Here is a 24148-nt window from a genome sequence, read left to right as displayed (position 1 = left end):
AACAAGGGCGCGGCTCCTTATATTATTTACGGCTTTTTCGCTCTACGCTACTAACAAGACAGAGAAGTTTCGTAGCGTCAGCGTCGTTATGACTGATGTTGACGGAATTGTTATGAGCACCAGGGCATATCTGATGCGCAAGAAAGGGGACACTGTGGAGGTACCACCACTTACTCCGGAGCAGCGTCTCGCCGCTTTGGATAAGGCCGCCGAAACACGGCGGCGCCGCGCGGAACTTTTGCAGCAACTGAAATCCGGACAGCTGCACCTTTCGGAGGTTTTGGCGCAGCGCGATGACCCGGTAATCGCACGCACCAGTGCCAGCGTGCTACTGCGGGCACTTCCCGGTATCGGTGAAGCCAAGGCCGCGCGGGCAATGGCTGATATCGGAATCGCTCCCTCCCGGCGCGTACGCGGACTGGGTGTGCATCAGACCGCGGCCCTTATCGCACTTTTCGGTTAAAGGCCCGCCTGAGGTAAGCACCAATTGTTCGCGAGGCACGGCGAGGATTTTCGGGATCGAAAATCCTGTCGTAGGGCTGTGGCACAATAAATGTCATGACACCTCAGGATCATCGTCGTATTTGCGTGCTTGCCGGCCCCTCCGGGGTGGGAAAGGGAACCGTGGTTGCGCAGTTGCTCGCGCAGGAGCCGCGCATATGGCTGTCCATTTCTGCCACTACGCGCGCACCTCGCCCAGGGGAGCGGGAAGGGGAATCCTACTTCTTCGTGGATGATGAGCATTTCGATCACCTCGTCGAAAGCGGGGAGATGCTCGAGTGGGCCATAGTGCACGGGAAACACCGTTACGGAACCCCGCGCCAGCCCGTGCTAGAAGCATACGCAGCGGGAAAAATTCCGCTTCTTGAAATCGATCTGGCAGGGGCGCGCCAGGTTCGCCAGTCACTGCCCGAAGCTTTCCAGATCTTTCTAGCCCCGCCGTCGTTCCAAGAACTTGAAGCGCGGTTGCGCGGGCGCGGTACTGAAACAGAAGAGGCCATCGAACGGCGCCTGGAGACCGCGCGAGGTGAATTAGCCGCCCAGGCGGAGTTTGACGCCGTCGTCGTTAATGACACCGTGGCACGTGCCACCGGCGAAATTCTCGACCTCATCGCCCCGAAGCGTTAGAATAAAAGGCCGAAGCTTCACGGTGGTGCCCATGTGCGGTACCGCGTTTATCCAGAAGGGAACTACATGTTCGGAACTGTTCCGGAACCCGAAGGTATTACCAACCCGCCCATTGACGATCTTCTCGCAAAGATTGATTCGAAGTACGCACTGTGCGTGCTTTCAGCGGATCGTGCGCGTCAAATCAACTCCTACAAGCAGGAAATGGCGCGTGGTGACGGCAATATCGAGCATTACGGTGCGCTTGTCTCGGCGGAACCGGAAGAAAAGCCCCTGTCCATCGCGCTGCGTGAAATCGCCGAGGACAAGCTCGAATGGCAGCTGGACGAAAAGTAGAACACGCGCCGCGCGTCGTTATCGGCGTAACCGGAGGTATCGCCGCCTATAAGGCGGCCTACCTCGTCCGGCTCTTCGTGAAAGCCGGTGCGGATGTGCACGTTATCCCTACCCCGGCTGCCCTGGAGATGGTCGGGGCCACCACGTGGGAAGCCTTGACGCATCATCCCGTTCTTGTGCGAACCAGTGAACACGCTGATGAAGTCGCGCACGTTCGCCTTGGAAAAGAAGCCGACTTGGTTGTGGTCGCGCCGGCAACTGCGAATACTATCGCGAAGGCGCGTGTGGGAATAGCCGATAACCTTCTTCTCAATACCCTGTTGGTGGCCCAGTGCCCGGTGGTGATGGCACCGGCGATGCACACCCAAATGTGGGAGCATCCGGCTACTCAAGAGAATATTGCGGTGCTGCAGGCCCGCGGGGTTCATATTATTCCACCCGCTAGCGGGCAACTCACCGGGGCGGATTCCGGGCCGGGCCGGCTGCCGGAACCGGAAGATATCTTCGCGCAATCCTGGGAGATCCTCACCGGCGAACACCCGGATGCACGGGCGGAGCAGCACAGTGCGGAACAGAGTACGCTGCGCGGTCGGACTATCCTTGTCACAGCGGGAGGCACCCACGAAGCCCTCGATCCGGTGCGTTTTATCGGCAACCGTTCTTCGGGGCGTTTTGGACTGGAAATTGCTCGTGCTTTGCTCGAGCGCGGCGCGCGGGTAACGGTGCTGGCGGCTCATGTAGCCCGCGATATCACCGCACTTGCTCCGGGGGCTGAGATTGTTCCGGTCAGTTCGGCGCGCGATCTTCACCAAGCAGTTCTTGCCCGAGTGAAGAATGTAGACGGCGTAGTTATGAGCGCAGCGGTTGCTGATTTTCGCCCGGCCGAACCCGCCGCAAGCAAACAGAAAAAAGACGGTAGCGGCAAACGCGTCGTCGAACTGGTAGAAAATCCGGATATTTTGGCTGATATTTCCCACCGGCGCCGCCGGTCGGGGCAGCTCATCGTGGGTTTCGCCGCGGAAACCGGCGACGCGAATGGAAGCGTCTTGGATTACGGACGCGAAAAAGCGCGGCGCAAAGGCGCTGATTTACTTGTGATCAATCGCGTAGGGGAGAAAACAGGATTTGGCGAGGTACCCACTGAGATCACCGTGGTTACCCCCGCAGGTGAGATCATTGCGAGCGGCGCGGGCAGCAAAGCTCAGATGGCTGGTATTATTGCGGGCCTTATAGCCGATCATTTCACCACCGAGCGCGTATAGAATAAGGTTTGCCTTACCTGGCAGCCGCTGATGACTAATAGTGACTAAGTAGTTTTAATTAAGCGAGGGGATACGATGCATTACCGGCAACCGTTCACGTCCGAATCGGTCACGGAAGGACACCCCGACAAGGTGTGTGACCTTATTTCCGACTCCATTCTTGACGCTCTGCTCGCGTCGGATGAGAATTCTCGCGTTGCCGTGGAAACGATGGTGACGACCGGGCTGGTGCACGTGGCCGGTGAAGTGACCACGGATGCCTACGCGGATATCGCTCATATTATCCGCACTGTTGTGACCGGGATCGGTTACAACTCCTCGCAAGTCGGCTTTGATGGAAACTCCTGCGGCGTAACCATCTCCATCGATGAACAAAGTCCGGATATTGCCGCCGGTGTTAATACCTCGCTGGAACGGCGGGAAAGCAGCGAAGTCGAATACGATCATTTCGACCAGCAGGGGGCCGGGGATCAGGGGCTCATGTTCGGTTATGCCTGCAATGAGACTAAAACACTTATGCCCGCTCCCATCCTGCTTGCCCACCGCTTCGCAGAACGCCTCGCCCTGGTTCGCCGTGAAGGTGTCGTTCCCGGACTGCGCCCCGATGGTAAAACTCAGGTCACTATTGACTATGAAGGTGCGCGGCCCGTGGCCCTCAATACCGTGGTGATCTCCAGCCAGCACGACGAAAATGTGCAACGCGAGTGGTTAACGGAAACGCTGCGTGACCACGTGGTTGCGCCCGTTCTCGAAGAAGAAAATATCGCCATCGATACCGATAAATTCTCGCTTCTCGTTAATCCCTCGGGGCGTTTCGTGGTGGGAGGACCGATGGGCGACGCCGGGGTGACCGGCCGGAAAATCATCGTGGACACCTACGGCGGGATGGCACGCCACGGCGGCGGGGCTTTCTCTGGAAAAGACGCGTCCAAGGTAGATCGCAGCGCGGCCTACGCGGCGCGCTGGGCGGCCAAGAATGTGGTTGCGGCCGGGCTTGCTTCCCGGTGCGAACTCCAGCTGGCTTACGCTATTGGGCGTGCCCATCCGGTATCCGTGCGCCTGGATACCTTCGGGACGGAAACAGAAGAACTGGGGCGTATCGAAAACGCTGTTCAGAAGGTTTTCGATTTCCGCCCCGCGGCGATTATTGACGCTTTGGAACTCAAGCGTCCAATTTTCGCGAAGACGGCTTCCTACGGTCACTTCGGGCGGGAACTCCCCGAATTCACCTGGGAGAAAACAGACCGGGTTGAAGAACTCCTCCGCGCTATCTAGAGCTATCTAGAGCCCGAAGTTTGACGCCGGATTTTTCTGTCGTAGGGCCGGGATATCCTAGGTTGCATGGAGAGCACACTCTTTGATTTCGATGCCCTCCCCCTCGTGGGGGAGCAAGGCGCCCTTCTTGAGGCGCGCCCGGCACGCACCCGCGTGCGCTCCAAGGTACCTAATCCCGTTGCGCATGTTCAGGTGCTCCACTCCCAGCCTCATATGGACCGGGTATTTGACTACCTTGTCCCCGAAAAATTCGCGGATAGTGCCCGGGTGGGAACCCGGGTCGTGGTAGATCTCGGTGCGCAGCGGGTAGGCGGATTTATCGTTGCTCGGGATAGTGTTACGGAAGGCAGCGGGCGGCTGCGCCCCCTGTATCGGGTGGTCTCGGAATACCCGGTGCTCACTGCGTCGGTGTATGCGGTTGCCCGTACTCTTGCCGATAAGTATGCCGGAACAGTAGCTGATATATTGCGGACCGCTATCCCGGAACGGCATGCGCGGGCCGCTAAGGAATTCTTGGCCACTACCCAAGAAACCATCCCCTTGGCAAGCTCGCACGCGGCTCCTGAACCGGGCCCCTGGGAAGCCTATCGGGGTGGACCAGAATTCCTTGCGGCGCTAGGGGAAGGGAAAGCCGTGCGGGCCTGCATGGCTGCCCTCCCCGGGCCCGCCGGGGGAGTAGAAGTTTTGATTCGGGCCGTGCAGGCAGTGCGGCACGCCGGGCGCAGCGTCCTCCTGGTTGTTCCCACTACCCGGGCCGCCAGAGCACTGCAGGATACCCTTGCATCCCGCGTAGGGGAAACCCCCACTCTCATGGTGTCCGAAGAAGCACACGAAAAACGCTACCGTGCTTTTTTGGCGGTGCTATCGGGGCAATCACGCATTGTGGTAGGTACCCGCGGAGCGGCCTGGGCGCCGCTCACAGATCTTGGGCTGGCAGTCATCATGGATGATGCCGCCTCAACCTTGCGTGATATTCGCGCACCGTATCTGGCAACACGTGACGTACTACTGGAGCGTGTTCGGCGTGAAGAGGCTGCGTTTCTAGCTTTCTCCCCTTACGTGAGTGAAGAATGTGCCCAGCTGCTTTCCGAACACCGCATCAGCCTATTGGACGGCACCGCGGCCGCTCGCCGCGCCGCGCTTCCGCATATTTCAGGTCCCCACCAGTGGCCCGGGGGAGAAGCCGATCACTTGCGCTTACCTCAACCTGCATTCCCTATTCTGCGGCGCGCCCTGGAAAATGGGCCGGTTCTTATCCTCGTGCCGCGGAGCGGGTATATTCCGGTGCTGTGCTGTACCTACTGCGGGGAGCGTGCGCTGTGCACAATCTGCGGAGGTAACCTGGCTCAGCGTACCTCACGTGAACCACTGCGCTGTCAGCGATGCGGAGTGCGAGTGCAGCCCTGGCGATGTCCGCACTGCCACAACGGGAAGCTGCGCGCTGTTCGAATCGGTTCTGCACGTACCGCGGAGGAAATCGGGCGGGCTTTTCCCGGTGTTGGCATTATTCTTTCCGGATCACACTCTCCGGAGGGAATTATTGGGCGAGTCTCCCCGCGCCCACGCATCGTGGTGGCAACACCGGGTGCGGAACCGGAGGCTGAAGGCGGATTCGCCGCTGCATTGGTATTGGATGCACGCTACCTCCTCGGAGAAGGGCTCGGTGCTGAAACACGTTTTATTCGGGTGCTCGCGCGGGTTGCGGCCCGGGTCCGTTCAGCCGGAGAAGGCGGCCATATGCTGGTGGCCGGGGGAGCACCTCCTGCACTTCTCAATCGGCTAGCGCAATGGGAGCTGGGTGAATATGCCGCTGAATCACTCGAACAGCGGGCCGAATTGAAGTTGCCTCCCACTGCTTCCTGGGTGGCTATCTCCGGAGCCAGCGGGGATGTGCGAACGTACCTGGCCATGTTGCGCGCGGCCCTCTATCGCGGCGTAAGAGAGGAAGAGTCCCATCTCTTTACCCAGTTTTCACGTGAGGCCGGTTCCAAGAAATGGCCGCCGGAGAATGAGAAAGAAACAGAAGCAGACCTGCTGGCCGGCGGAGCCTTTGAGCTAGCGTCCGGGATCGTGCTGCTCGGCCCGGTGCCGGGGGCACGCCCGGGAGAAATCACCGTCTATGCACGGGCGGAACTCTCGCGGGGTATGACCCTCACCCGTCAGACGCGGAAAACTTACGGTGCCTACTCTGCCCAGCGGCTGGGTGGCTCATTGCGTTTACAGGTTAACCCACCCCTATAAGCACTCAGGGTCAGAGATAACTATCCATACTCGACTAGGCTGAGAAAAGAACTAGGTAGGATTGATACGTGAGAATACTATTCGCAGGCACACCGGAGACCGCGGTTCCCGCCTTAAAACTCCTGCATGATGAAGGTTTCGATATCGCTGGGGTGCTTACCCGCGCTCCAGCCGCCCAAGGGCGCAAACGCGTGTTGACTCCCTCGCCGGTACACCGCGTGGCAACAGAACTGAACCTTCCCGTGCTCACCCCCCGTACCTTAAAGGACAGCACCGCTCAGGACCAGATCGCCCAGCTCGCCCCCGAAGCTGTAGCGGTAGTCGCCTACGGGCTCATTATTCCGCCCGCGCTCCTCACAGTGCCGCGCCACGGTTGGCTCAACCTGCATTTCTCCCTCCTGCCGCGCTGGCGGGGGGCCGCGCCGGTCAATTACGCGATTGCCGCGGGGGATACCACCACCGGAACCAGCGTCTTTCAAATTGAACAAGGCCTGGATACCGGCCCCGTTTTCGCGAGTGAAGCCACCCGGATCGGGGCGGAAGAAACCGCTGGAGAACTGCTGGCCCGCCTGGCACAATCCGGGGCGCGCCAATTGAGCGATACTCTGCATGCCATCGCTGCCGGTAACGCCCACGCACAACCCCAAACTGGGGAAGTTACCCTCGCACCCCAATTCGATTCTTCCTGGGCGCGAGTGAATTGGGAGTGGCCCGCCCAGCGTATTGTGGATCGGGTTCGCGCTGCCAACCCGGCCCCCGGGGCCTGGACCACCCTCAACGGCCAGCGCTTTAAAATCGAATCAGTGCACGTGGTTGTGCCTGAAGCGCCTACAGCACACCTAAACTTGGCACCGGGCGAAATCGGCCCGGGTGGTGTTATCGGCTGCGGGGAAGGAACCGTGCAATTGCGCCGGGTCGCCCCGCCCGGCAAGGCTCATATGGATGCCGCCGCCTGGCTTAACGGTGCCCGCCTTGCCGAGCACACCCGTTTCGATGCCGAAGTGAAGGAAGGCCACCATGAATGAGCGTCCTGCCGGCTGGGTGCCGCGCCGCCAGTCATCGAACTACGCCCGTCTCGTTGCCTATGATGCATTACGGGCTGTTAATACTGAAGATGCTTACGCTAATCTCATCCTTCCGGGCATGGTGAGCCGGGCGCGTCTCAATCGAAGCGACGCGGCCTTCGCCACCAATCTGGCCTACGGAACCTTGCGACTGCAAGGCCGGTGGGATGCCATGATCGCCCGCTGTTCCCAAGGCCGTACCCTCGCGGATATCGATCCGCGTGCCCTCGATCTACTCCGTCTAGGCTGCTACCAGCTCATTGAGCTGAAAACACCACCCCACGCGGCGATTAATGAAACAGTTGCGCTAGCTCGCAATGAACTAGGTCAGGGAATCGCCGGTTTCGTCAACGCCGTGTTGCGGAGGGTGTCTGAGCGTCGGAATGCCTGGCGTGGGATCATTGAAAATAGCACGGCATCTAGGGAAGAGTTCCTGGCGGTGTGGCATTCGCATCCGCGCTGGATCGTGCGGCAGCTGGAATCTTCGCTCGCGGCAGCCGGGCGTTCCACCGAGGTGGAAGCCGTTCTCGAAGCGAATAACACGCCCGCGAAAGTAGCTTTAGCCTGTCGCAATATCTCACCCGAACACCTCAAAGCCAGGATTGAGCGCGCCAAAATGACGTGGGAAGATCCCTACCTGGTACCCAGCGCGGTGCTCCTAGCCTCCGGTGACCCGCACCGGCTCTGGCCCGTACGGGACGGGGTCGCCGGTGTCCAGGATGAGGGCTCGCAGCTCATTTCCGCCATTGTCACGGAGGCCTCCATATCCGGGAAGGATAAATCCTGGTTGGATATGTGCGCCGGCCCGGGAGGGAAAACCGCAACTATCGCTGCTACTGCGGCACGGCGCGGTGTTCGGGTGTTCGCAAATGAACCCCAGGCTCACCGCCTTGATCTCGTTGAAGAAAATATTGCCCCCTGGGCGGATACCGTCGCCCTGCGCGAAGGCGATGGGCGGGATATTGGCGCTCAGGAACCCGATAGCTATGATCGGATCCTCGTGGATGCCCCATGTTCTGGCTTGGGGGCACTGCGCCGTCGTCCCGAAGCTCGGTGGCGCAAAAAAGAAAGCGACCTGGCTGCACTGACGCAACTCCAAGGCGAGCTCCTCGACTCCGCCTACCGTGCCTTGCGTCCGGGCGGGCTATTGCTCTACACCACCTGTTCCCCGGTGCTCGCGGAAACCCGCGATGTCATCGCCGCGTTCCTGGAACGCACCGCGGGCGCGGAACTTGGCGACGTCACCGTCACCGCGAACCGGCGAGCCCTGCGCCCGGTTGCCTCTCGTGGAATGACCGTGCAACTGTGGCCTGATATCCATCACACGGACGCCATGTATATGGCACGCATCCTCAAATCCGCATCCGCATCCGAATTCGCGCCAGCATCACGGCGCTCCTGAAAGGATCACCATCATGGACGTGAAGATTTCCCCCTCTATCCTCAACTGCGATTTTGGGCATCTAGCTGATGAACTGGAGAAAATCTCCAATGCTGATTTCGTGCACGTGGATATTATGGACAATCACTTTGTTCCTAACCTTGCCCTCGGTCTGCCTATTTTCGAAGCGGCGGCACAGGCAACCGCGGTCCCGCTCGATGCCCACCTCATGATCGAGAACCCCGATCGCTGGGCGCCCGCCTACGCGGAAGCAGGAGCTGCCTCCGTCACTTTCCACGCCGAAGCCTGCCAAGCCCCGCTACGTCTCGCCCGCGAACTACGCGCGCGGGGCGCCCGCGCCGGACTCGCCATCAAACCGGCAACGCCCATCGAGCCGTACATCGACATTCTCAACGAATTCGACATGGTCCTCATTATGACCGTGGAACCTGGATTCGGCGGGCAAAGTTTCATCGAATCGATGATGCCGAAAGTTACCCGCACCCGCCGCGCGATCGAAGCAGCCGGCCTGGACGTGTGGATTCAAGTGGACGGCGGTATCTCCCGCGCGACCATCGAACAAGCGGCCACTGCTGGAGCTAATAACTTCGTGGCGGGTTCAGCCGTTTTCCGCGCGGAAGATGCCTACGCTGAAGTAGAGAAGCTCCGCGAATTAGCCACAGGTGCGTGCCAGCACGCGGCGCATTAACAACGGGTGCACGCCCGCACGCGACGAGCTAATATGGAACACGATGCACCGGGGTCAGTGAAAGTCTGAACCGGCGGTAACAGTCCGCGAACCACGCACGTGGCCGATGGGGTGGAATTCCCCAACCGACGGTAATAGTCCGGATGGGAGGCGCATCGAGGGGCTCCAAGCCCTGCTTCGGCTACGCAATTTTGGCGCGCCGTGGCGTCAGCGTCTCCCGGCTTCAAAGTTCCCGGCCATCGGGAAGGTCAGGAACTGGAACGTGAACACCGTGCGCCGTAACTCTCACCCGCGCCCGCGCTCTCCTCGCACCGCGTGGGTACCCGCCGCCCTCTCTCTCCTCGCGGTTTTTCTCCTCTGGGCGGCAGTCACTAGCGCCCAGCTGATACCCGACCACCTCCTCCCCGCACCTCGCGCGGTCGGGCACCGCCTAGCGACCGCACTCCTCGGACTTGGCGCTCACCCTCCCTACCTCCTCACCGCGCTAGGAAACACCCTCGCCGCGGCCCTCACCGGGTGTGCCTGGGCTGCCCTCCTCGGAGTTCCCCTCGGCATCGCTCTAGCGCGCTGGCGTCTGCTCAATAGCGCACTCCAGCCCTTCCTCGCGGCTTCGCAAGCAGTCCCCGCCGTCGCCCTCGCGCCCCTCCTCGTCGTCTGGATTGGCTACGGGATGCCCTCCATCGTAGTGCTGTGCACCATCATGGTTATCTTCCCGATTATCGTTTCCACCTCGGTGGGCGTGCATGCCATTGACCGCGATGTTATCGCCGCCGCTCGGCTCGACGGCGCAGCTCGCCTCACCCTCCTTTTCCCCATCATCGTGCCTCTGGCTGCGCCTTCCATCCTGGCTGGCCTACGCACCGGATTCACCCTGTCCATCACCGGCGCCGTCGTTGGAGAAATGATCATCGGGGGAGCGGGCCTGGGCACCGAACTCTCCCGCGCCCAACCCACCGGAGATATCACCGGAATGTTCGCCGTCATCGTTGTTATGGCTGCCGCCGCCATCAGTATCTACCTCCTCATCTTTACCGTCGAAAAACACGTCACCGCTGCGGTGCGTTAACTGCGGTGCGTTACCGAGGTCATCACAGCCACAGCTCGCACCCCAGCAGGAAACTCGCGCACAGAAGCGCAACACAAGAAAGGACACCCATGAAACGACTCATTGCCACACTCGCAACCGCTGCCCTCGGGCTCGCCGGATGTGCGGGAGGCGGCTCCGGGAACAAAGCCGGTGAAAGCAGCTCCCCCTCCGCCGGCGTGCAGCAACCTACCGCGAGCGCCACCGCCGCCCTCACCGTCGGTCTCACCTACGTTCCGGATATCCAATTCGCGCCTTTCTACGTGGCTGAAGACCAGGGCTATTTCCGCGAAGCTGGGCTTGATATCACGCTGCGTCACCACGGCGCCCAAGAATCCCTCCTCGGCGCGCTCTCCAGCGGGAGCGAAGATGTGGTTTTTGCCGGCGGTGACGAAATGATGGAGGGTCGCTCCAACGGTATCGACGTCGTCAATTGGGCAACGATGTACCAGGATTATCCCGTCACCCTCATCGTGCCGGCCGATTCCCCGATTCAAAATGCAGCTGACCTGGCTGGACGCCGCATTGGGCTGCCCGGTCCGTACGGGGAAAACTATTATGCGCTCCAGGCGCTCATGGCCGCACATAACTGGACTGAATCAGATATCAGCGTGAATTACATCGGCTACACCCAGGCCGCCGCCCTGGCCAGTGGGGAGGTGGACGCAATTATCGGTTTCCGCAACTCCGATGTTCCCAGCGTGGAACGCCAGGGGGTGCCGGTGCGCACCATTGAGATGCTCCCGGGCGGACTGCCGCTCGTCGGGGTGGGACTCGGTTCGCTGCGCCCCACTGTCGATGCCCATCGTGACGATTTCACCCGCATGCTCGGAGCGCTCGACCGCGCCGTGAACTTCGCGCGCAGCAACCCGAAGGAAACCGTGGAGATCACCGCAAAGCATGTTCCGGCTTTGCGCGAAGCGGATAACGCCACCGCTGCCGAAAAAGTCCTCGCGAATACCATTGAGCTGTATGCGGGGCGTACCCCGCTCGGGGTGCAGGACACGCGGCGCTGGGAAGCGATGGCCACGTTTATGTCTGAGAAACTGTTACGCGAACCGGTTGCCGCGGCTGATGCTTTCGTTGATCTGACCGGTAACTCCGCGCATTAAGAACGACGACGCAGCTGCGTGCCACCGGCCTACCGGGCACGCAGCTCAACTCTGCTGAGCCCACGCCACCAGCTCCCCGGCCGTGTAGCCGGCCGCGCCGGCCGCTAAGAAATTGAGGGGATCGGCGGTGAGCGAGCGCCCCATCGTGGACAGCCGTACCGGGAAGTCTGCGAGGGCGCTCGCTACCGCACTCGCCTCTATATCCACACGTTCCAAGTGGGGTGCTCGGAAAAGTTCCTCCAGCTGCCCGCCCAGACGCGCGGCCACGTCAGCTGGTACCGCTCGGGAGAGCGCATCCTCGCCGAGCACCGGAACCGGGCAGCTCACCTGGCAGCGCGCCACCCGCGTGAGTGCCGTCACGCTGTGATGGGAAAGTCCCAGGTGGCGCTCCCGCCTATCCGCGCTCGACATCCGCAAGGCCGCAATCGGGATTCCTCCCAGGGTAGCGGCGGCGTTGAGATGCTCACCGACCCGTGTTCCGGAAAATCCCCACCGGGTATCCGTTCCCAAATTCCCCGGCCCCTGCGCCACCACGGCTACATCCGCGTGCCAAACCAGGCGCGCCGCCAGTAAGGCCGTATACATCGTGACAGCTTCGAGCTTCCCCCCGAAGGCCTGCCCGCACGAAATTGTGCCCAGGATAAGGCCGAGATCTTCCAATTGCGCAGCGGTGCGTGAGAACCAGGCGGGCAGAGCTCCGCCGTCGTCCATCACATACGCGATACGTGCGTTCGGCACCCGCGCGTGCACCCCGGCAACAATCGCGGGAAGCGCCGAATGCAAATCTGCTGCCACCACCGGCATCCCGGCGATGGAATCAGCCTCGCGCAGCAGCTCGTGGTGGGGAGAATTTTGTTCATCAACACCCAGGGTGAGGTATTGGAGCGGGGTGTAGCGGGCCTTGACAATATGGCCGGGCGTGGAGGAGTCTGCGGGCAAGCGCTCGGGAATCGCGCACACAAAGAAATAACCGCCGGTGCCCAGCCCGCGCGCGGCGGCACTTGCCTGAAGCAGCACGGTATCACCGACCTCCGGCTCGCCGACGAGTTCAGGATAGGCCAGCGCTCGCCCGCGGGTGCCATCCTCAAGCTCCACTTCGGCTTCGCGCGCCCCACGCCATGTTTTGCCCAGGGAAAGAATTCTCCCTCTCCGCCACATCATCACGGCTTTAACTCTACCGTCGGCTAGGCTGGGATCGTGAAGCAGAAAGAGACACGCCGGCGCCGCGAACGTCAGCTCGCGCTCCTCCACACGATTCGCCGCGGTAGTTTCCTTACCGCGGCGGAACTCATGGAGCGAATCCCGGCCTACGCCGAAGCCGGAATCGATCTGCGCACCTTCCAACGCGATATTGATGAGCTGCGGGAAGCCGGGTATCCCGTTATTTTCGATGATCGCTGGCGTTATTCTTATGATTCGACCGCTCCGGTCCTCGCGCGGGTGACCGGAATTGGAGCCGGTGTGCTCCACGCTCTGCGCGCTAGTATCGAGGCGGGCGATCCCCAAGGTGAATCGGCACGCCTGGGGGTGGCGAAACTGCTCGCGATAGCGCCGCCGGAAAACGGCGACGCCGCAGTCCCCACCCACCTGCGGGTTAGGATTCCGGGTGGCGCGGCCGCGCGGGTGGTGGCGCGTGCCCTCCAGTACCGGCGCCGGGTCCGCTTCGATTACCGCCGCGGCCCTGGGCTGGTCAAACATTATGAAGTCGAGCCGTGGAACTTCTCCGAACACTACGGAATGTTCTATGTTTCCGGGCTGGCGCGTTCGCGGGCGGGGCGCGGCGAGGCGTTCGGCCCGTGGGATGAGCGAACTTTCCGCCTCGGTCGTGTGATCGCCGGAACTCTCAGCGTAGGTGAGCCATGTGAGTTCCCGCGGGGGGAAGTAGGCGGTGACCACTTCGATGTCGATATTATTCTTCATATTCGCGACGGTGCCGCTGCGGCGCTTACCGCCCGCGGGGAAAAACTCAGCCGCGCGCAGGCGCCGGCTCCAGCGGGATGGTCGGCCTACCGATTCTCCACCGTGGGCCTTAATCGCATTTTCGAATATCTTGCTTTTTACGGGGTGGATGTGCGCCTCGCTGCGCCCGGTGAGCTGCGTGAGGAATGGGACCGCCGTGTAGAGAATCTCATTAACCTGGGCGAAGCTGCCGGGCCGGGGGAGGGGGGAACTCGATGAGTACCGATATTGTTACCACTCTCGGGATGCTGCTCTACCTGCATGAACGCCCCGAGGGCGCGAGTTTGGCTGAGCTGACCGCCCATTTCCAGTTCCCCTCCTGGAAGCGCACCCTCGACTATCTTTGGGATGCTAACCTCGCGGAAACCGCCGATTTCGATATCCCCTTCGAATTAGAGCTCCCTGAACGTGCCGCTTCCGCGGGGCGCGTGGCGGAATCGGATACCGCGGGCGGGCCGGAGAGTCGCGTCTACCTGCGGTCCATGACAGATGATCCGGTTATTCCTTTCACGTTGGACGATGCGATGGTGGTAGCTGCGCTGCTCGATGCCGCCCGGGATGTGACCGCTCCCGGCCCGGCTGCCACAACCCTCACCGCCACGCGCAACGCACTGGGGGAGGCGGTGCGCGAAGCCGGATACGAAGGTGCCCTCTGGCCACCAACCCGCCCGGCGGCGGATGCCGCCACTATGGAGGCCGTGCACGCAGCACTCCAAGGCGGCTGCTACCTTGACTTCAACTACGAACGCGCCGTGGCCGAGCCGTTTGCGCATGCGAAGGCCGGGCACGAACACGTTATTCCCCTCGTTATCCTGGCCGGTGACGCTCCGCTACTACGCGCCCTCACCGCGCAGGGCCTGCGGCATTTCCGCCTGGACCGGATAACGGCGGCCCGTCCCGGGGCGAAGCTCAACCGATCGGAACGCGCGGCAGCTCGCAAAGCCCTCGCCGAGGTAGAGAAAAGCGAGAAAGTGCAGCGCACCCGCGGGGAGGATACCTGGGAACCGCGCGGCACGCAGGTACGGATCACCGTGACCGGAGCCTCACGCTGGGTGGCCGAAACCCTCCCCGGCGCGCGGGTGCGCGAGGCAGATGAAGAACTCGGCATCGCTGAAGCGCGTGGCGGCGAGGAACTGCTGACCATTGAGGTTCGGGCGCGCTCACTTTCCTGGCTCGTTTCCCTCCTCGTGCAAATTGACGACGTGATCGCATTGGAACCGCCGGCGGTTGCGCGCGCGGTAGGGCGGTATTGCGCGCGCTTGCGCGCCCAGAAGGGCGACGACGCCGCTGCGTGCGTGAGCGATGAAAGTGCACCGGAAGGGGAGCGATGACCGATCTGCTACTCGAGGATTATCGGGAAAGCTACGCTAGCCGCGGTATCCACCTCGATGATTTCCAGCTGGAAGCCTGCGCGGCTCTCGGGCGCGGCCATGATGTGCTGGTCTGTGCTCCCACCGGTTCGGGGAAAACAGTGGTGGCCCATTACGCGGTGTATCTAGCTTTAGCGTCGTCGAAAAAATGTATCTATACCGCGCCGATTAAAGCGCTCTCCAATCAAAAGTACGCCGAACTGTCCCGGCAGATCGGTGCGGAGCAGGTGGGTCTGCTCACCGGCGACCAGAGCATTAATCGCGAGGCGCAGATTTTGGTGGTGACCACCGAAGTGTTGCGTAATATGCTGCTGCACGAATCCCCTGATATCCGTGACGTCGGCTACGCAGTTCTGGACGAAGTGCATTTTTTGGCGGATCCTGACCGCGGGCCGGTATGGGAAGAAACAATTTTGTCGCTCCCTGATCATGTGCGTTTGGCTGCGCTATCGGCCACGGTGGCCAATACCGAGGAACTCGCAGCGTGGATGCGGTCGGTGCGCGGGGCAACGGACGTCGTCGTATCGACAAAACGCCCCGTTCCGCTCGCGCAATACGTCAATGTGGGCCGCAAGCTCTTCCCGCTCTACCGTGCGGGTACTTTGGATCCTGATCCGGCGCTGGTCAACGCGCTGGGCCGGCGCAGTGCGGAACGCAAGAAACGCGTCTCGGATCGCGAGCGCCGTGCCATCATCGACAAACTCGGCGAGCGGCGTATGCTCCCGGCGATTGAATTCATTTTTTCCCGCAAAGGCTGCGATAAAGCGGTTGAGGCACTACTGCGCCATAATGAGGTCCTCACCACCCGCGAGCAGCGCGCCGAGATCGCTAAGGAGGTCGCGGCGCTGCGCGAAACACTCACGGAATCGGATCGGCGCGCCGTGCATTTTGAGCGGGCCGCCGCGGCGCTGGAACGCGGATACGGAGCTCACCACGCCGGGGTTTTCCCCGCTATCAAAGAGCTGACTGAACGTCTCATGGAACGCGGGCTCCTCAGTATCGTCTACGCGACCGGTACTCTGGCCCTCGGCATCGATATGCCGGTGCGCACCGTGGTCCTCGAGGAACTCCAGCGCTGGGACGGGCACGGTTTTGTGGACCTGAGCGCTACCGAATACACCCAGCTCATCGGGCGTGCCGGGCGGCGCGGGCGCGATAACGTGGGCTACGGAGTGGTAGTAGCCGATGCGGATACCGATCCGGAGCATCTGGCCGATCTGGCTTCGGGGCGGGTAGAGCCCTTGATATCGGCTTTCCAGCCGTCCTATAACACGGTAACGAATCTGCTGGCTCGGATGAGCTACGCGGCGGCCCGGGATCTTATGGGGCGTTCTTTCGCGCAATTCCAACGCAATGCGGAGCTGGGGGGACTGGCGGCGCGGCGCGCCCGGATTCAACGCCGGGTGGAGACCGAGGAAAGCCGCCTGCGCTGCTCACGCGGGGATCTGCTTGACTACCTACGGCTGCGCGGGAATGCCGGGCGGGCCGCGAAAGCCGAACGCAAAGCCGCGAAACGGCGCTACCGGGAGCGTATTGCGAATAGTTTCGCGGCGGTGCGCCAGGGCTATGTGTACGCTTACGCGAGAGGTACCGAGCTGTCCTACGCACTGGTGCTCTCCGCCACCCCGGAGCGAGTGCGCATTATCGATTGGTTCGGGAACCTGGCGTGGCTTGATGAGGATTCTCTCGCCTCGGAAATGCGTGAGATCGGCCCGGTCACGGTACCTTTCGGAATGTCTACCAAAAAGGCGGAGGTGCGAGAGCACATCGCCGACGACATTCTCGATCTGGTGGGGGGACGCGCAGATCTGGGAATCGACCGGGACCTGCTGGCATCCTGGGCACGTTTCGCCACCCCGCGCGAGCCCAAAGTAGCCGCGCATCCGGTTTCTTCCTGCCCGCACCTGTATACCCATCTCGATGAGGCCCAAACATGGATGTCGCTCCACCACCGCATCGAGGAACTCGATCAGCGTATCGCGGCTTTCACCGATTCGGCCGGGCGGGAATTTGATGCCACCGCCGCGGTATTACGCGAGGTCGGGGTGCTCCAGGGCGACGATGACTCCATCCGCATGGGCCCGGGAGCCGCACAATTGCGCGAACTGCATACAGAGGCTGATCTGCTCATGTACCAGTGCTTAGCGCAGCTGCCGGAGGGCGGACTGGACGGATCGGCCCTGGCCGGATGGGTGTCCATGTTTTTGGCCGATGATCGCTTGGGGACTGCCCTACCTCGCGATACTCGGCTCTTTGATGCGGCGCGGGTCGCCCGCGCCGAGGTGCAGTACCTGCAATCCCTGGAATATCAGCATGGGATTACGCGCACCCCGGATCTGAGCCCGGGCTGCGCGGATGTTTTCGCGGCCTGGGCTAGGGGAGTGGGCTTGGAGGCGTGCCTAGAATCAGCCCGGATGACCGCCGGGGATTTCATTTCCGCGGCCCGCCGCATTATCGATGTCCTCGGGCAGGTCACGGTGGCCACTGAGGGTACCTGGCTGAGCGATATCGCACGTCAGGCCCGTGACCTCATGCGGCGATCGGAGCTTATGTGAGCGGTGTTCTCTTGCGGCTGTGCGGCGTGGTTCTGGCAGGTCTTGGGCTCTTTGCCTCCTTCCCGCCCCTGAGCTACGGCATCCTCGCGCCGGTGAGTATTGCGCTACTTCTCCTCGTTGCGGCCTCCTGTCGCCCGAGCGCTGGTTTCGCCTACGGAGTTCTTACCGGATGCATATTTTTCTCCTTGCATTTTTCCTGGGCCGGAGAAGCCTCCGGGGATCTCATACCCCAACTCGCTCTCGCTCTGTCGCAAGCACTGTTTACCGGAGTGGTGGTGGCAACCTGGAGCGCCATGAGCCAGGCGCGTTGGACTCGTTGCCCGCTGCTATTCCTCCCCGCGGTAGCCCTGGTGTGGACGGGCGCCGAACTGGCTCGCTCCCTGTGGCCTTTCGGCGGTATCGCCTGGGGAACCCTCGCCTTTTCCCAGGTAGATAGCCCGCTAGTGCGCCTGGCACCCTGGGGTTCCACCATGCTGGTCTCCGCCGCCGTCGTGATATGCGGGGCAGCCCTCAGCCTGGCCTTCATTCGAGTGCGCAGCGGTCGGCTTTTTGTGGGGGCCGCTCTGGCGCTCAGCGCCGCGCTGCTCTTCGCTCTTCCCTGGGCACTTCCTCTTCCCGCCACCCCTCCCACCGGTACGCTACGCCTGGGCTATGTGCAGGGGATCGTGCCGCGGGCGGGTAGCCTTCCGGACGGGCGTGATCAGGCCCTGACCGTCACCGAGAATCTCAGCCAAGCAACCCGGGAAATCAGCCCGGAGGAGGTAGACCTGGTGGTATGGCCGGAATCCGCCTCCGATCACGATATTCGCGAGCATCCCCGCGCTCGGGCTCTCGTGAGCGAGACCTCGAACTACCTGGGTGTTCCGCTGCTCTTGGGGACCCAATCTTACGAGCGTGATGCTTCGGGACAGGCGATGAGCCGAACCAATGATCTTGTTGTTTATCTTCCCAACGAGACCGGGGGAGAGGTAAACGCTGTATACAGTAAGCAGCACCCGGTTCCCTTCGGGGAATATATGCCCTATCGAGATTTCTTCCGAAAGTTTAGCTCCGCGGTTGATCTGGTCTCCGTTGATATGCGGGCCGGTACGAAACCTGCGGTTCTTGACATCCCGATGGGGGAGAGCGGTGCCGGTCGCAAAAACGGTAGCCCGGCCGCGAAAAGCACCACCGTGCGCCTAGCCACCCCGATTTGTTTCGAAGTGGCGCTCGGAGATGTGGGCTCCGAGGCGATCCGCCAGGGTGCCCAGCTCTACGTGGTCGCCACCAATAACGCCTCTTTTGGGGATAGCGCCGAATCTGCCCAACAATTCGATATGGTCCGTTTCCGGGCGGTGGAATACCAGCGTATTGCGCTCCAGGTTTCCACCGTGGGAGTTTCCGGCGTCGTCGAAACAAATGGCGCGGTACGTGAACGCACCGAAGCGTGGACGCAAGCAGTGCATACCACCACGGTGGCCCTCCACGAAGGCCTCACTCCGGCAGCGCGTTTCTATCCGTACTACCGGGACGGGGTTCTCGGTGCGGCGGCAGCGGTCGGCGGTATAGCATGGGTGTGGTACGCAAGGCTGCGCTGGAAGAAAGGTTAGTCGTGCACGTTCTCATCACGATTCCCACGTACAACGAGGCGGAGAATCTTCCGCGTATTATCGAGCGGGCCCGCCGGGCGGTACCCGCCGCGGATATCCTGGTTGTTGACGATAATTCTCCGGACGGTACCGGGGATATCGCCGAGGAACTTTCCGGGCGTGATGAGCAGATTCACGTGCTGCACCGCAGCGAAAAAGATGGCCTCGGGCGTGCCTATATCGCGGCTTTCGGCTGGGCACTTGAGCACGGATACAGTCATGTGGTGGAGATGGACGCGGATGGTTCCCACCATCCTGAACAGTTGCCGCTGCTGCTTGAGCGCGCCGCGATGTCTGATCGGCCGGATCTGGTTATCGGTTCGCGCTACGTGCGGGGCGGGAAAATTGATGGTTGGTCCAAGCCGCGCGAAGCGCTCTCGCGCCTGGGGAACCTTTATATTCAAGGGATGCTCGGGCTGCCGGTACGTGATGCCACCGCCGGCTACCGCGTGTACCGCACAGATATGCTGGAGAAGCTCAACCTGGATTCCGTGGAAGCACGCGGCTACTTCTTCCAGACGGATATGACCGACCATGTGGCGCGCAGCGGCGGTCATATCGTTGAAATGCCCATCACTTTTTCAGAGCGCGAGGCGGGGGAGTCGAAGCTCTCCGGTTCGGTATTCACCGAATCACTGAAGCGCACCACGGTGATGGGCGTCACGCGGCGGGGGAGGCAGCTACGCGATGCCGCGAAACGAGCTGCCGCCCACCTGCGCCGGCCGCGGCATTGAGCGCCGCGTGATTGACGGTGGCGATTAGCGGTTCCGCCGCAAGCGCAGCTTACCTTCACGCAGTAGCTCGAGACGTTCCTCCAGCAGCACCTTGAGCTCATCTTCGTTACGGCGTTCCATGAGCATATCCCAGTGGGTGCGCACCGGCTTGGGCGGCTTGCGGTCGTCCACGCCTTCACCTTCGATAAGTTCGGCTTCCACGCCGCAGCGGCACGTCCACGCGGTAGGTACCTCGGCGTCCACCGCCATGGCAACCCCGAATTCGTGGCCGTTCGTGCAGCGGTATTTCACCTGCTGGCGATCCACGAATACCACGTTGTCATCGGTCTCGAGTGAATTGGCTCCGATGCGCATTCCGCGCAAGGAACGTTCAGCCATAGTGCTATCCTTCCTCGCGGGCCGGCAAGCCCGCATATTGTTTCGCTGTTTCCATATTAACGACGACGCCGCGTACACCTGCGGTTGCGCTCTGGAAAACGGTGCGGTCATGCGTTAAAGAGGGGCTGGACGGGAATCTGGCCCCCCGGCACTACTTGCCGATAATGTACATTATGTCAAAACGAGTTCGTGGGGAGCGCGAGCGGCGGGCCGCTGGTCCGGGTCCTGGTAGCAAGCCCCTTCCCCGTACTTTTTCGCCGTACTTTGATCTTGCCCCTTCTTCGCCCATGCCTGTCGTTCACACTCTGGACTGTCAGTTTTGATTATTTAAGATATTCGGCAAAATTGCTGGCATGCCGTTGACCTGGGCGCATATCTCTCTGTTCGGGCCGGCGGCCAGCTATCAGGAAGGATATGTATGGCTGAGCAACCACGCTGGCGCCGATTTAGCGTCACTTGGGCCTGTGCCGCACTCATCGGCGGCGCCCTCGCTCCCGCAACCGCGGCGGCCACGGAATCGGATGGGCACGCACCCCTCGACATCCGCGCCACCGTCGCCGCAGCGGAAAGTGATCCAAATTTCACCGGGAAATGGTTTATTGAGCTTAAGAGCGAACCTCTTATTCGCGGTGGTTCCTCCGCCCGCATCGCGGGCGAGCAGCGCGAATTCACCCAGACGGTCGAAGATGACGGTGGCGAGGTGGACACCTCCTACCAGCACGTCTGGAATGGCGTGACCGTCGAAGCCGATTCGGTGGAACTGGCGCGCTACGTCAACGACGCTAATGTTATCGGTGTTTACCCGGTCCTCACGGTGGAACGTCCCGCCGAGGTGGACTCGAATGCGGAAATTAACCGCCCGGGCGAAACTCCCGATATGTATTCCGCGCGGGAGATGACCGGCGCGAGCGTGGCCAATGAAGAATTCGGTGTCACCGGCAAGGGCGTGCGCGTGGGAATTATCGATTCCGGCGTGGCCATTGATCACCCCGCTTTCGGTGGGAACGGCGTCAAGGGCGAGCGCGCTTTCCCCAATGAGAAGATCGTAACCGGTTACGATTTCGTGGGCGACTCCTTCAATACGGATCGCAGCGATCCGAATTTCCAGCCGGTCCCCCACCCGGACACTCTTCCCGATGATTGCGGGGCCGGCGGCGGGCACGGCTCGCACGTTGCCGGTATCGCCGCAGGTAATGACCCGGAAAGCAAGTTCAAGGGCGTGGCTCCCGATGCTGTAATCGGTGCTTACCGCGTATTCGGATGCACGGGTTCCACCAGCTCCGAGGTCATTCTTTCCGCTCTCGAACGCGCCCAGCGCGACAAGATGGACGTGGTTAATATGTCTATCGGCGCGGCTTTCGCCACCTGGCCCAACTACCCCACCGCGGTGGCTTCGGAAAACCTCGTTGCCGCCGGTGTGGTGGTGACGGCCTCGCAGGGTAATTCCGGTGCGAAAGGTATTTTCTCCGGTAGTGCTCCGGCGGTAGGCCCCTCGGTTATCGCGGTGGGTTCCGTGGACAATACCCACGTGCTGCGCCCGGTATTTATGTTCAACGGCGCGCCCGAGGGATTTGATAATGTCACGGAATCGCCGGCGGTACCCACGGCGGGTAGTCTCGACGTCGTCGCCTATCCCGAAGGGCAAAAAACCGGCGCTGTTGATCTTCCCGGAACACCGTTTACCGGGAAAGCAGTGCTTATCTCCCGCGGCACCTCGACCTTCTACCAGAAGGCGCGCGCCGCGCAGGACGACGGCGCCGCCGCGGTCATTATCTACAACAACCAACCCGGGAGCCTCAACGCAACCATCGCCGGAAGCCCGGCCGTGACCATTCCGGTCATCGCGGTCACCCAAGAACAGGGCGAGCGCTTCGAAGAGGCCGTAGCTGCCGGAAACGCCAGCCTCGAATGGACGGACGCGAAGCGAGTGGCCGCCTCCCCCACCGGCGGGAAGATTTCCGATTTTTCCTCCTGGGGCCTGGCCGCGGATCTCCAGCTCAAGCCCGATGTGGTCGCCCCGGGTGGCAATATCTATTCTGCGTGGCCGGTCGATGACGAGGTGACGCCCTCGTGGAAGACGATTTCAGGTACCTCGATGGCGGCCCCGCACGTGGCCGGGAGCGTGGCTCTGCTCCTCCAAGCTAACCCGAAGCTCACGCCGGCGCAGGTGCGCGCGGCTTTGCAGAACACCGCTGATCTGGTGACGGTGGACGGCAGCGCGGATTCCCCGAAGCTCGCCACGCACCGCCAGGGTGCTGGCCTCGTCAACCTTCCCGCGGCCCTGACCGCGGTCACGGAACCGGGTACGAATGGTGGTGGGAGCCCCACCGCTTTCACGCCCGCCAAGATTTCCCTGGGCGATTCTGACGTGCAGGAAACGACGACGCTCACCGTGCACAACGCCGCGGCAGCTCCTGTCACCTACACCTTCACGGCGGATACCCACGTGCGTGCCACCAGCGGGCCGCATGATCGTTTCACCAGCTACAACGGGACCGATGCTCAGGTGGCGATTAGCCCAGCGCAGGTGACGGTGCAGCCCGGGGCAGAAGCCCAGGTACAGGTTTCCGTGACCGATCCGACGAACGTGCCCGAGGGGACGATGTACGGCGGTTATGTGGTGGTGCACGGCGATGATAATTCCACCTACCAGGTGCCCTTTGCGGGTCTCAAGGGCGATTACGAAAACGCCTTACAATTCCTGCACACCACGTGGAAGGTCAAGGACATCCGCCCGGATATCGCCCAAAAGCGTCCGGATCTGGCGAATCTGCTCGCCTACGATCCGCCTTCTCTGACGAAGCTCATTGCTTGCCCCAACCCCGCCACCATCTACAAGGGTGAGTGCCTGGATAAGGGTGCGCAGTACTCCAATGCTCCCAATTCCGAACTGTTCGCCTACGCTATGGACTACGCCAACGGCGCGGTTCCGGTGGTGGAATACCATATCGATTCCCCGGTGCGGAAACTGGAGATCCGGGTCTTCCACGCGAACGAGGATGGCTCGAAGGGCGCTCCGGTTTCGGAAAATAACGTGGTGCATAGTGAGGACGGTGTGGGGCGTACCGATCTGGGGCGCTTCGCCTGGGACGGTACCTACCTCGAATCAGCTTCGGCGACGACGCGCACCGCGGCCGCCCCGGGACGCTATGTCTTCGAGTTGCGGGTCGTCAAAGGTACCGGCGGCGGAACAACTGAGCCGACCGGTGACACCCTTCCCGGCTTCGCCCGCAGTGCCAGCGAAGAAACCTTCGTGACGGCGCCCTTCTGCGTCAAGGAATGCACGACGCCGCAGCCTACTCCCACGCCGGAACCTACCCCGAGCGAGGAACCGACCGCGCCCGCGCCAAGCCCGAGCGTCGAGCCGACAACTCCGGCTCCTGCACCGACTCCGAGCGTGGAACCGACGGTCGATCCGACGGTCGATCCGACCACGCCAGGCCCGGTGCCGACACCCTCGGTCGAGCCGACGACGCCGGCCCCCGAACCCACGCCGAGCACGGAGCCGACGGAAGAACCTCCGGCACCTGCGCCCACTGAAAATCCGCAGCCGACCGCGCCTGCGCCGAGCCCGACTGAGGAACCGGAACCCAGTGAGGAACCGAGCAAGCCGGCCACTCCCCCGGCCTCGCACGGCAATACCTTCTTCGTCTCCAATAGTTGGACGGCAACAGTTGCCTCCGCGGTCTTCTCCTACGGTCGAGCCGGCGACGAGGTCTACGTGGGTGATTTTGATGGGGATGGTAAGGATACCTTTGCGGTGCGCCGCGGAAATACCTTCTATGTCCAGAACTCGCTGGTCGGTGGGAATGCTGAGCAGGTCTTCTCCTACGGACGCGCTGGCGACGAAGTCCTCGTGGGTGATTTTGATGGGGATGGTAAGGATACCTTTGCGGTGCGCCGCGGAAATACCTTCTATGTCCAGAACTCGC

18 protein-coding genes, 1 pseudogene and 1 riboswitch are annotated in these 24148 nt (G+C 61.9%); of the genes and pseudogenes, 17 read left to right on the top strand and 2 right to left on the bottom strand.

The annotated features are described in order from the left end of the window. Positions 1 to 88: 88 nt before the first annotated feature. From mihF to ACRQEG_RS03455, 11 genes and pseudogenes are all read left to right on the top strand, one after another. A complete protein-coding gene (gene mihF / locus ACRQEG_RS03505; protein ID WP_435733784.1) occupies positions 89 to 463 on the top strand; it encodes an integration host factor, actinobacterial type in 375 nt (124 codons plus the stop codon). Positions 464 to 558: 95 nt separating this feature from the next. Beyond that, the gene (gene gmk / locus ACRQEG_RS03500) at positions 559 to 1128 is read left to right on the top strand and encodes a guanylate kinase (protein ID WP_274733096.1); all 570 of its coding nucleotides are present in this window, start codon (positions 559 to 561) and stop codon (positions 1126 to 1128) included. 66 nt (positions 1129 to 1194) lie between these two features. Beyond that, a pseudogene (gene rpoZ / locus ACRQEG_RS03495) lies at positions 1195 to 1443 on the top strand (DNA-directed RNA polymerase subunit omega); the annotation flags it as partial. Continuing rightward, positions 1443 to 2726 carry a bifunctional phosphopantothenoylcysteine decarboxylase/phosphopantothenate--cysteine ligase CoaBC gene (coaBC, locus tag ACRQEG_RS03490; RefSeq protein WP_274733098.1) on the top strand — a complete coding sequence of 428 codons (1284 nt, stop codon included), beginning with the start codon at positions 1443 to 1445 and terminating at the stop codon, positions 2724 to 2726. The pseudogene rpoZ and the gene coaBC, both read left to right, overlap by 1 nt. A gap of 75 nt (positions 2727 to 2801) precedes the next feature. Beyond that, positions 2802 to 4001 (top strand): methionine adenosyltransferase, encoded by a 1200-nt coding sequence (gene metK / locus ACRQEG_RS03485; RefSeq protein WP_126134475.1) that lies wholly within the window; start codon positions 2802 to 2804, stop codon positions 3999 to 4001. A 66-nt stretch (positions 4002 to 4067) separates the two neighbouring features. Next, a complete protein-coding gene (locus ACRQEG_RS03480; RefSeq protein ID WP_435733783.1) occupies positions 4068 to 6242 on the top strand; it encodes a primosomal protein N' family DNA-binding protein in 2175 nt (724 codons plus the stop codon). Between the two features lie 68 nt (positions 6243 to 6310). After that, positions 6311 to 7267 (top strand): methionyl-tRNA formyltransferase, encoded by a 957-nt coding sequence (gene fmt, locus ACRQEG_RS03475; RefSeq protein ID WP_274736525.1) that lies wholly within the window; start codon positions 6311 to 6313, stop codon positions 7265 to 7267. Further along, positions 7260 to 8708, top strand: a complete 1449-nt coding sequence (locus ACRQEG_RS03470) for an RsmB/NOP family class I SAM-dependent RNA methyltransferase (protein ID WP_274733105.1) — start codon at positions 7260 to 7262, stop codon at positions 8706 to 8708. The genes fmt and ACRQEG_RS03470 overlap by 8 nt, the downstream gene beginning before the upstream one ends. 13 nt (positions 8709 to 8721) lie before the next feature. Next, positions 8722 to 9396: a ribulose-phosphate 3-epimerase gene (rpe, locus tag ACRQEG_RS03465; RefSeq protein ID WP_274733106.1), complete on the top strand. Its 675-nt coding sequence runs from the start codon at positions 8722 to 8724 to the stop codon at positions 9394 to 9396. Between the two features lie 40 nt (positions 9397 to 9436). Further along, a riboswitch (FMN riboswitch) is annotated at positions 9437 to 9555 on the top strand. Between the two features lie 103 nt (positions 9556 to 9658). Further along, on the top strand, positions 9659 to 10462 hold the full coding sequence (locus tag ACRQEG_RS03460) for an ABC transporter permease (RefSeq protein ID WP_274733107.1): 804 nt from the start codon (positions 9659 to 9661) through the stop codon (positions 10460 to 10462). An 89-nt stretch (positions 10463 to 10551) separates the two neighbouring features. After that, positions 10552 to 11592: an ABC transporter substrate-binding protein gene (locus ACRQEG_RS03455; RefSeq protein WP_274733108.1), complete on the top strand. Its 1041-nt coding sequence runs from the start codon at positions 10552 to 10554 to the stop codon at positions 11590 to 11592. Between the two features lie 45 nt (positions 11593 to 11637). Here ACRQEG_RS03455 and ACRQEG_RS03450 read toward each other — a convergent pair whose 3' ends face one another. Continuing rightward, positions 11638 to 12753 carry a DUF3866 family protein gene (locus ACRQEG_RS03450; protein WP_274733110.1) on the bottom strand — a complete coding sequence of 372 codons (1116 nt, stop codon included), beginning with the start codon at positions 12751 to 12753 and terminating at the stop codon, positions 11638 to 11640. A gap of 36 nt (positions 12754 to 12789) precedes the next feature. Between ACRQEG_RS03450 and ACRQEG_RS03445 the strand changes: the two genes are divergently transcribed. From ACRQEG_RS03445 to ACRQEG_RS03425, 5 genes are read left to right on the top strand one after another with little or no spacing between them, the layout of a single operon-like run. Continuing rightward, positions 12790 to 13770 (top strand): helix-turn-helix transcriptional regulator, encoded by a 981-nt coding sequence (locus tag ACRQEG_RS03445; protein ID WP_274733111.1) that lies wholly within the window; start codon positions 12790 to 12792, stop codon positions 13768 to 13770. Then, positions 13767 to 14882: a helix-turn-helix transcriptional regulator gene (locus ACRQEG_RS03440; RefSeq protein WP_435733782.1), complete on the top strand. Its 1116-nt coding sequence runs from the start codon at positions 13767 to 13769 to the stop codon at positions 14880 to 14882. Before ACRQEG_RS03445 ends, ACRQEG_RS03440 begins: the two co-directional genes overlap by 4 nt. Further along, the gene (locus ACRQEG_RS03435; protein ID WP_274755672.1) at positions 14879 to 17476 is read left to right on the top strand and encodes a DEAD/DEAH box helicase; all 2598 of its coding nucleotides are present in this window, start codon (positions 14879 to 14881) and stop codon (positions 17474 to 17476) included. Before ACRQEG_RS03440 ends, ACRQEG_RS03435 begins: the two co-directional genes overlap by 4 nt. Further along, positions 17473 to 19065, top strand: coding sequence for an apolipoprotein N-acyltransferase (gene lnt / locus ACRQEG_RS03430; protein ID WP_274733118.1), 1593 nt, complete (start codon positions 17473 to 17475; stop codon positions 19063 to 19065). Before ACRQEG_RS03435 ends, lnt begins: the two co-directional genes overlap by 4 nt. Next, entirely contained in the window at positions 19026 to 19838 is an 813-nt protein-coding gene (locus ACRQEG_RS03425) for a polyprenol monophosphomannose synthase (RefSeq protein WP_284891728.1), read from the top strand. The genes lnt and ACRQEG_RS03425 overlap by 40 nt, the downstream gene beginning before the upstream one ends. 24 nt (positions 19839 to 19862) lie before the next feature. Here the strand turns inward: ACRQEG_RS03425 and ACRQEG_RS03420 are convergent, their stop codons facing one another. After that, positions 19863 to 20216, bottom strand: coding sequence for an RNA polymerase-binding protein RbpA (locus tag ACRQEG_RS03420; protein WP_126134462.1), 354 nt, complete (start codon positions 20214 to 20216; stop codon positions 19863 to 19865). 418 nt (positions 20217 to 20634) lie between these two features. Between ACRQEG_RS03420 and ACRQEG_RS03415 the strand changes: the two genes are divergently transcribed. Further along, a partial coding sequence (locus tag ACRQEG_RS03415; RefSeq protein ID WP_435733781.1) for a S8 family serine peptidase occupies positions 20635 to 24148 on the top strand: 3514 nt, incomplete at its 3' end.

The organism is Actinotignum stranguriae (assembly GCF_051265215.1).
GTDB lineage: Bacteria > Actinomycetota > Actinomycetes > Actinomycetales > Actinomycetaceae > Actinotignum > Actinotignum schaalii_C.
The sequence above is the reverse complement of the archived record's forward strand: the minus strand, read 5'-3'. Positions and strand labels throughout refer to the sequence as shown.

What these genes read in the sequence shown, in the direction of transcription:
- coaBC (WP_274733098.1), top strand. Translation starts at nt 1,443, where the DNA reads ATGGCAGCTGGACGAAAAGTAGAACACGCGCCGCGCGTCGTTATCGGC.
- ACRQEG_RS03440 (WP_435733782.1), top strand. Translation starts at nt 13,767, where the DNA reads ATGAGTACCGATATTGTTACCACTCTCGGGATGCTGCTCTACCTGCAT.
- ACRQEG_RS03450 (WP_274733110.1), bottom strand. Translation starts at nt 12,753, where the DNA reads ATGATGTGGCGGAGAGGGAGAATTCTTTCCCTGGGCAAAACATGGCGT.
- gmk (WP_274733096.1), top strand. Translation starts at nt 559, where the DNA reads ATGACACCTCAGGATCATCGTCGTATTTGCGTGCTTGCCGGCCCCTCC.
- mihF (WP_435733784.1), top strand. Translation starts at nt 89, where the DNA reads ATGACTGATGTTGACGGAATTGTTATGAGCACCAGGGCATATCTGATG.
- rpe (WP_274733106.1), top strand. Translation starts at nt 8,722, where the DNA reads ATGGACGTGAAGATTTCCCCCTCTATCCTCAACTGCGATTTTGGGCAT.
- ACRQEG_RS03435 (WP_274755672.1), top strand. Translation starts at nt 14,879, where the DNA reads ATGACCGATCTGCTACTCGAGGATTATCGGGAAAGCTACGCTAGCCGC.
- ACRQEG_RS03420 (WP_126134462.1), bottom strand. Translation starts at nt 20,216, where the DNA reads ATGGCTGAACGTTCCTTGCGCGGAATGCGCATCGGAGCCAATTCACTC.
- metK (WP_126134475.1), top strand. Translation starts at nt 2,802, where the DNA reads ATGCATTACCGGCAACCGTTCACGTCCGAATCGGTCACGGAAGGACAC.
- ACRQEG_RS03480 (WP_435733783.1), top strand. Translation starts at nt 4,068, where the DNA reads ATGGAGAGCACACTCTTTGATTTCGATGCCCTCCCCCTCGTGGGGGAG.
- ACRQEG_RS03425 (WP_284891728.1), top strand. Translation starts at nt 19,026, where the DNA reads ATGGGTGTGGTACGCAAGGCTGCGCTGGAAGAAAGGTTAGTCGTGCAC.
- ACRQEG_RS03470 (WP_274733105.1), top strand. Translation starts at nt 7,260, where the DNA reads ATGAATGAGCGTCCTGCCGGCTGGGTGCCGCGCCGCCAGTCATCGAAC.
- ACRQEG_RS03455 (WP_274733108.1), top strand. Translation starts at nt 10,552, where the DNA reads ATGAAACGACTCATTGCCACACTCGCAACCGCTGCCCTCGGGCTCGCC.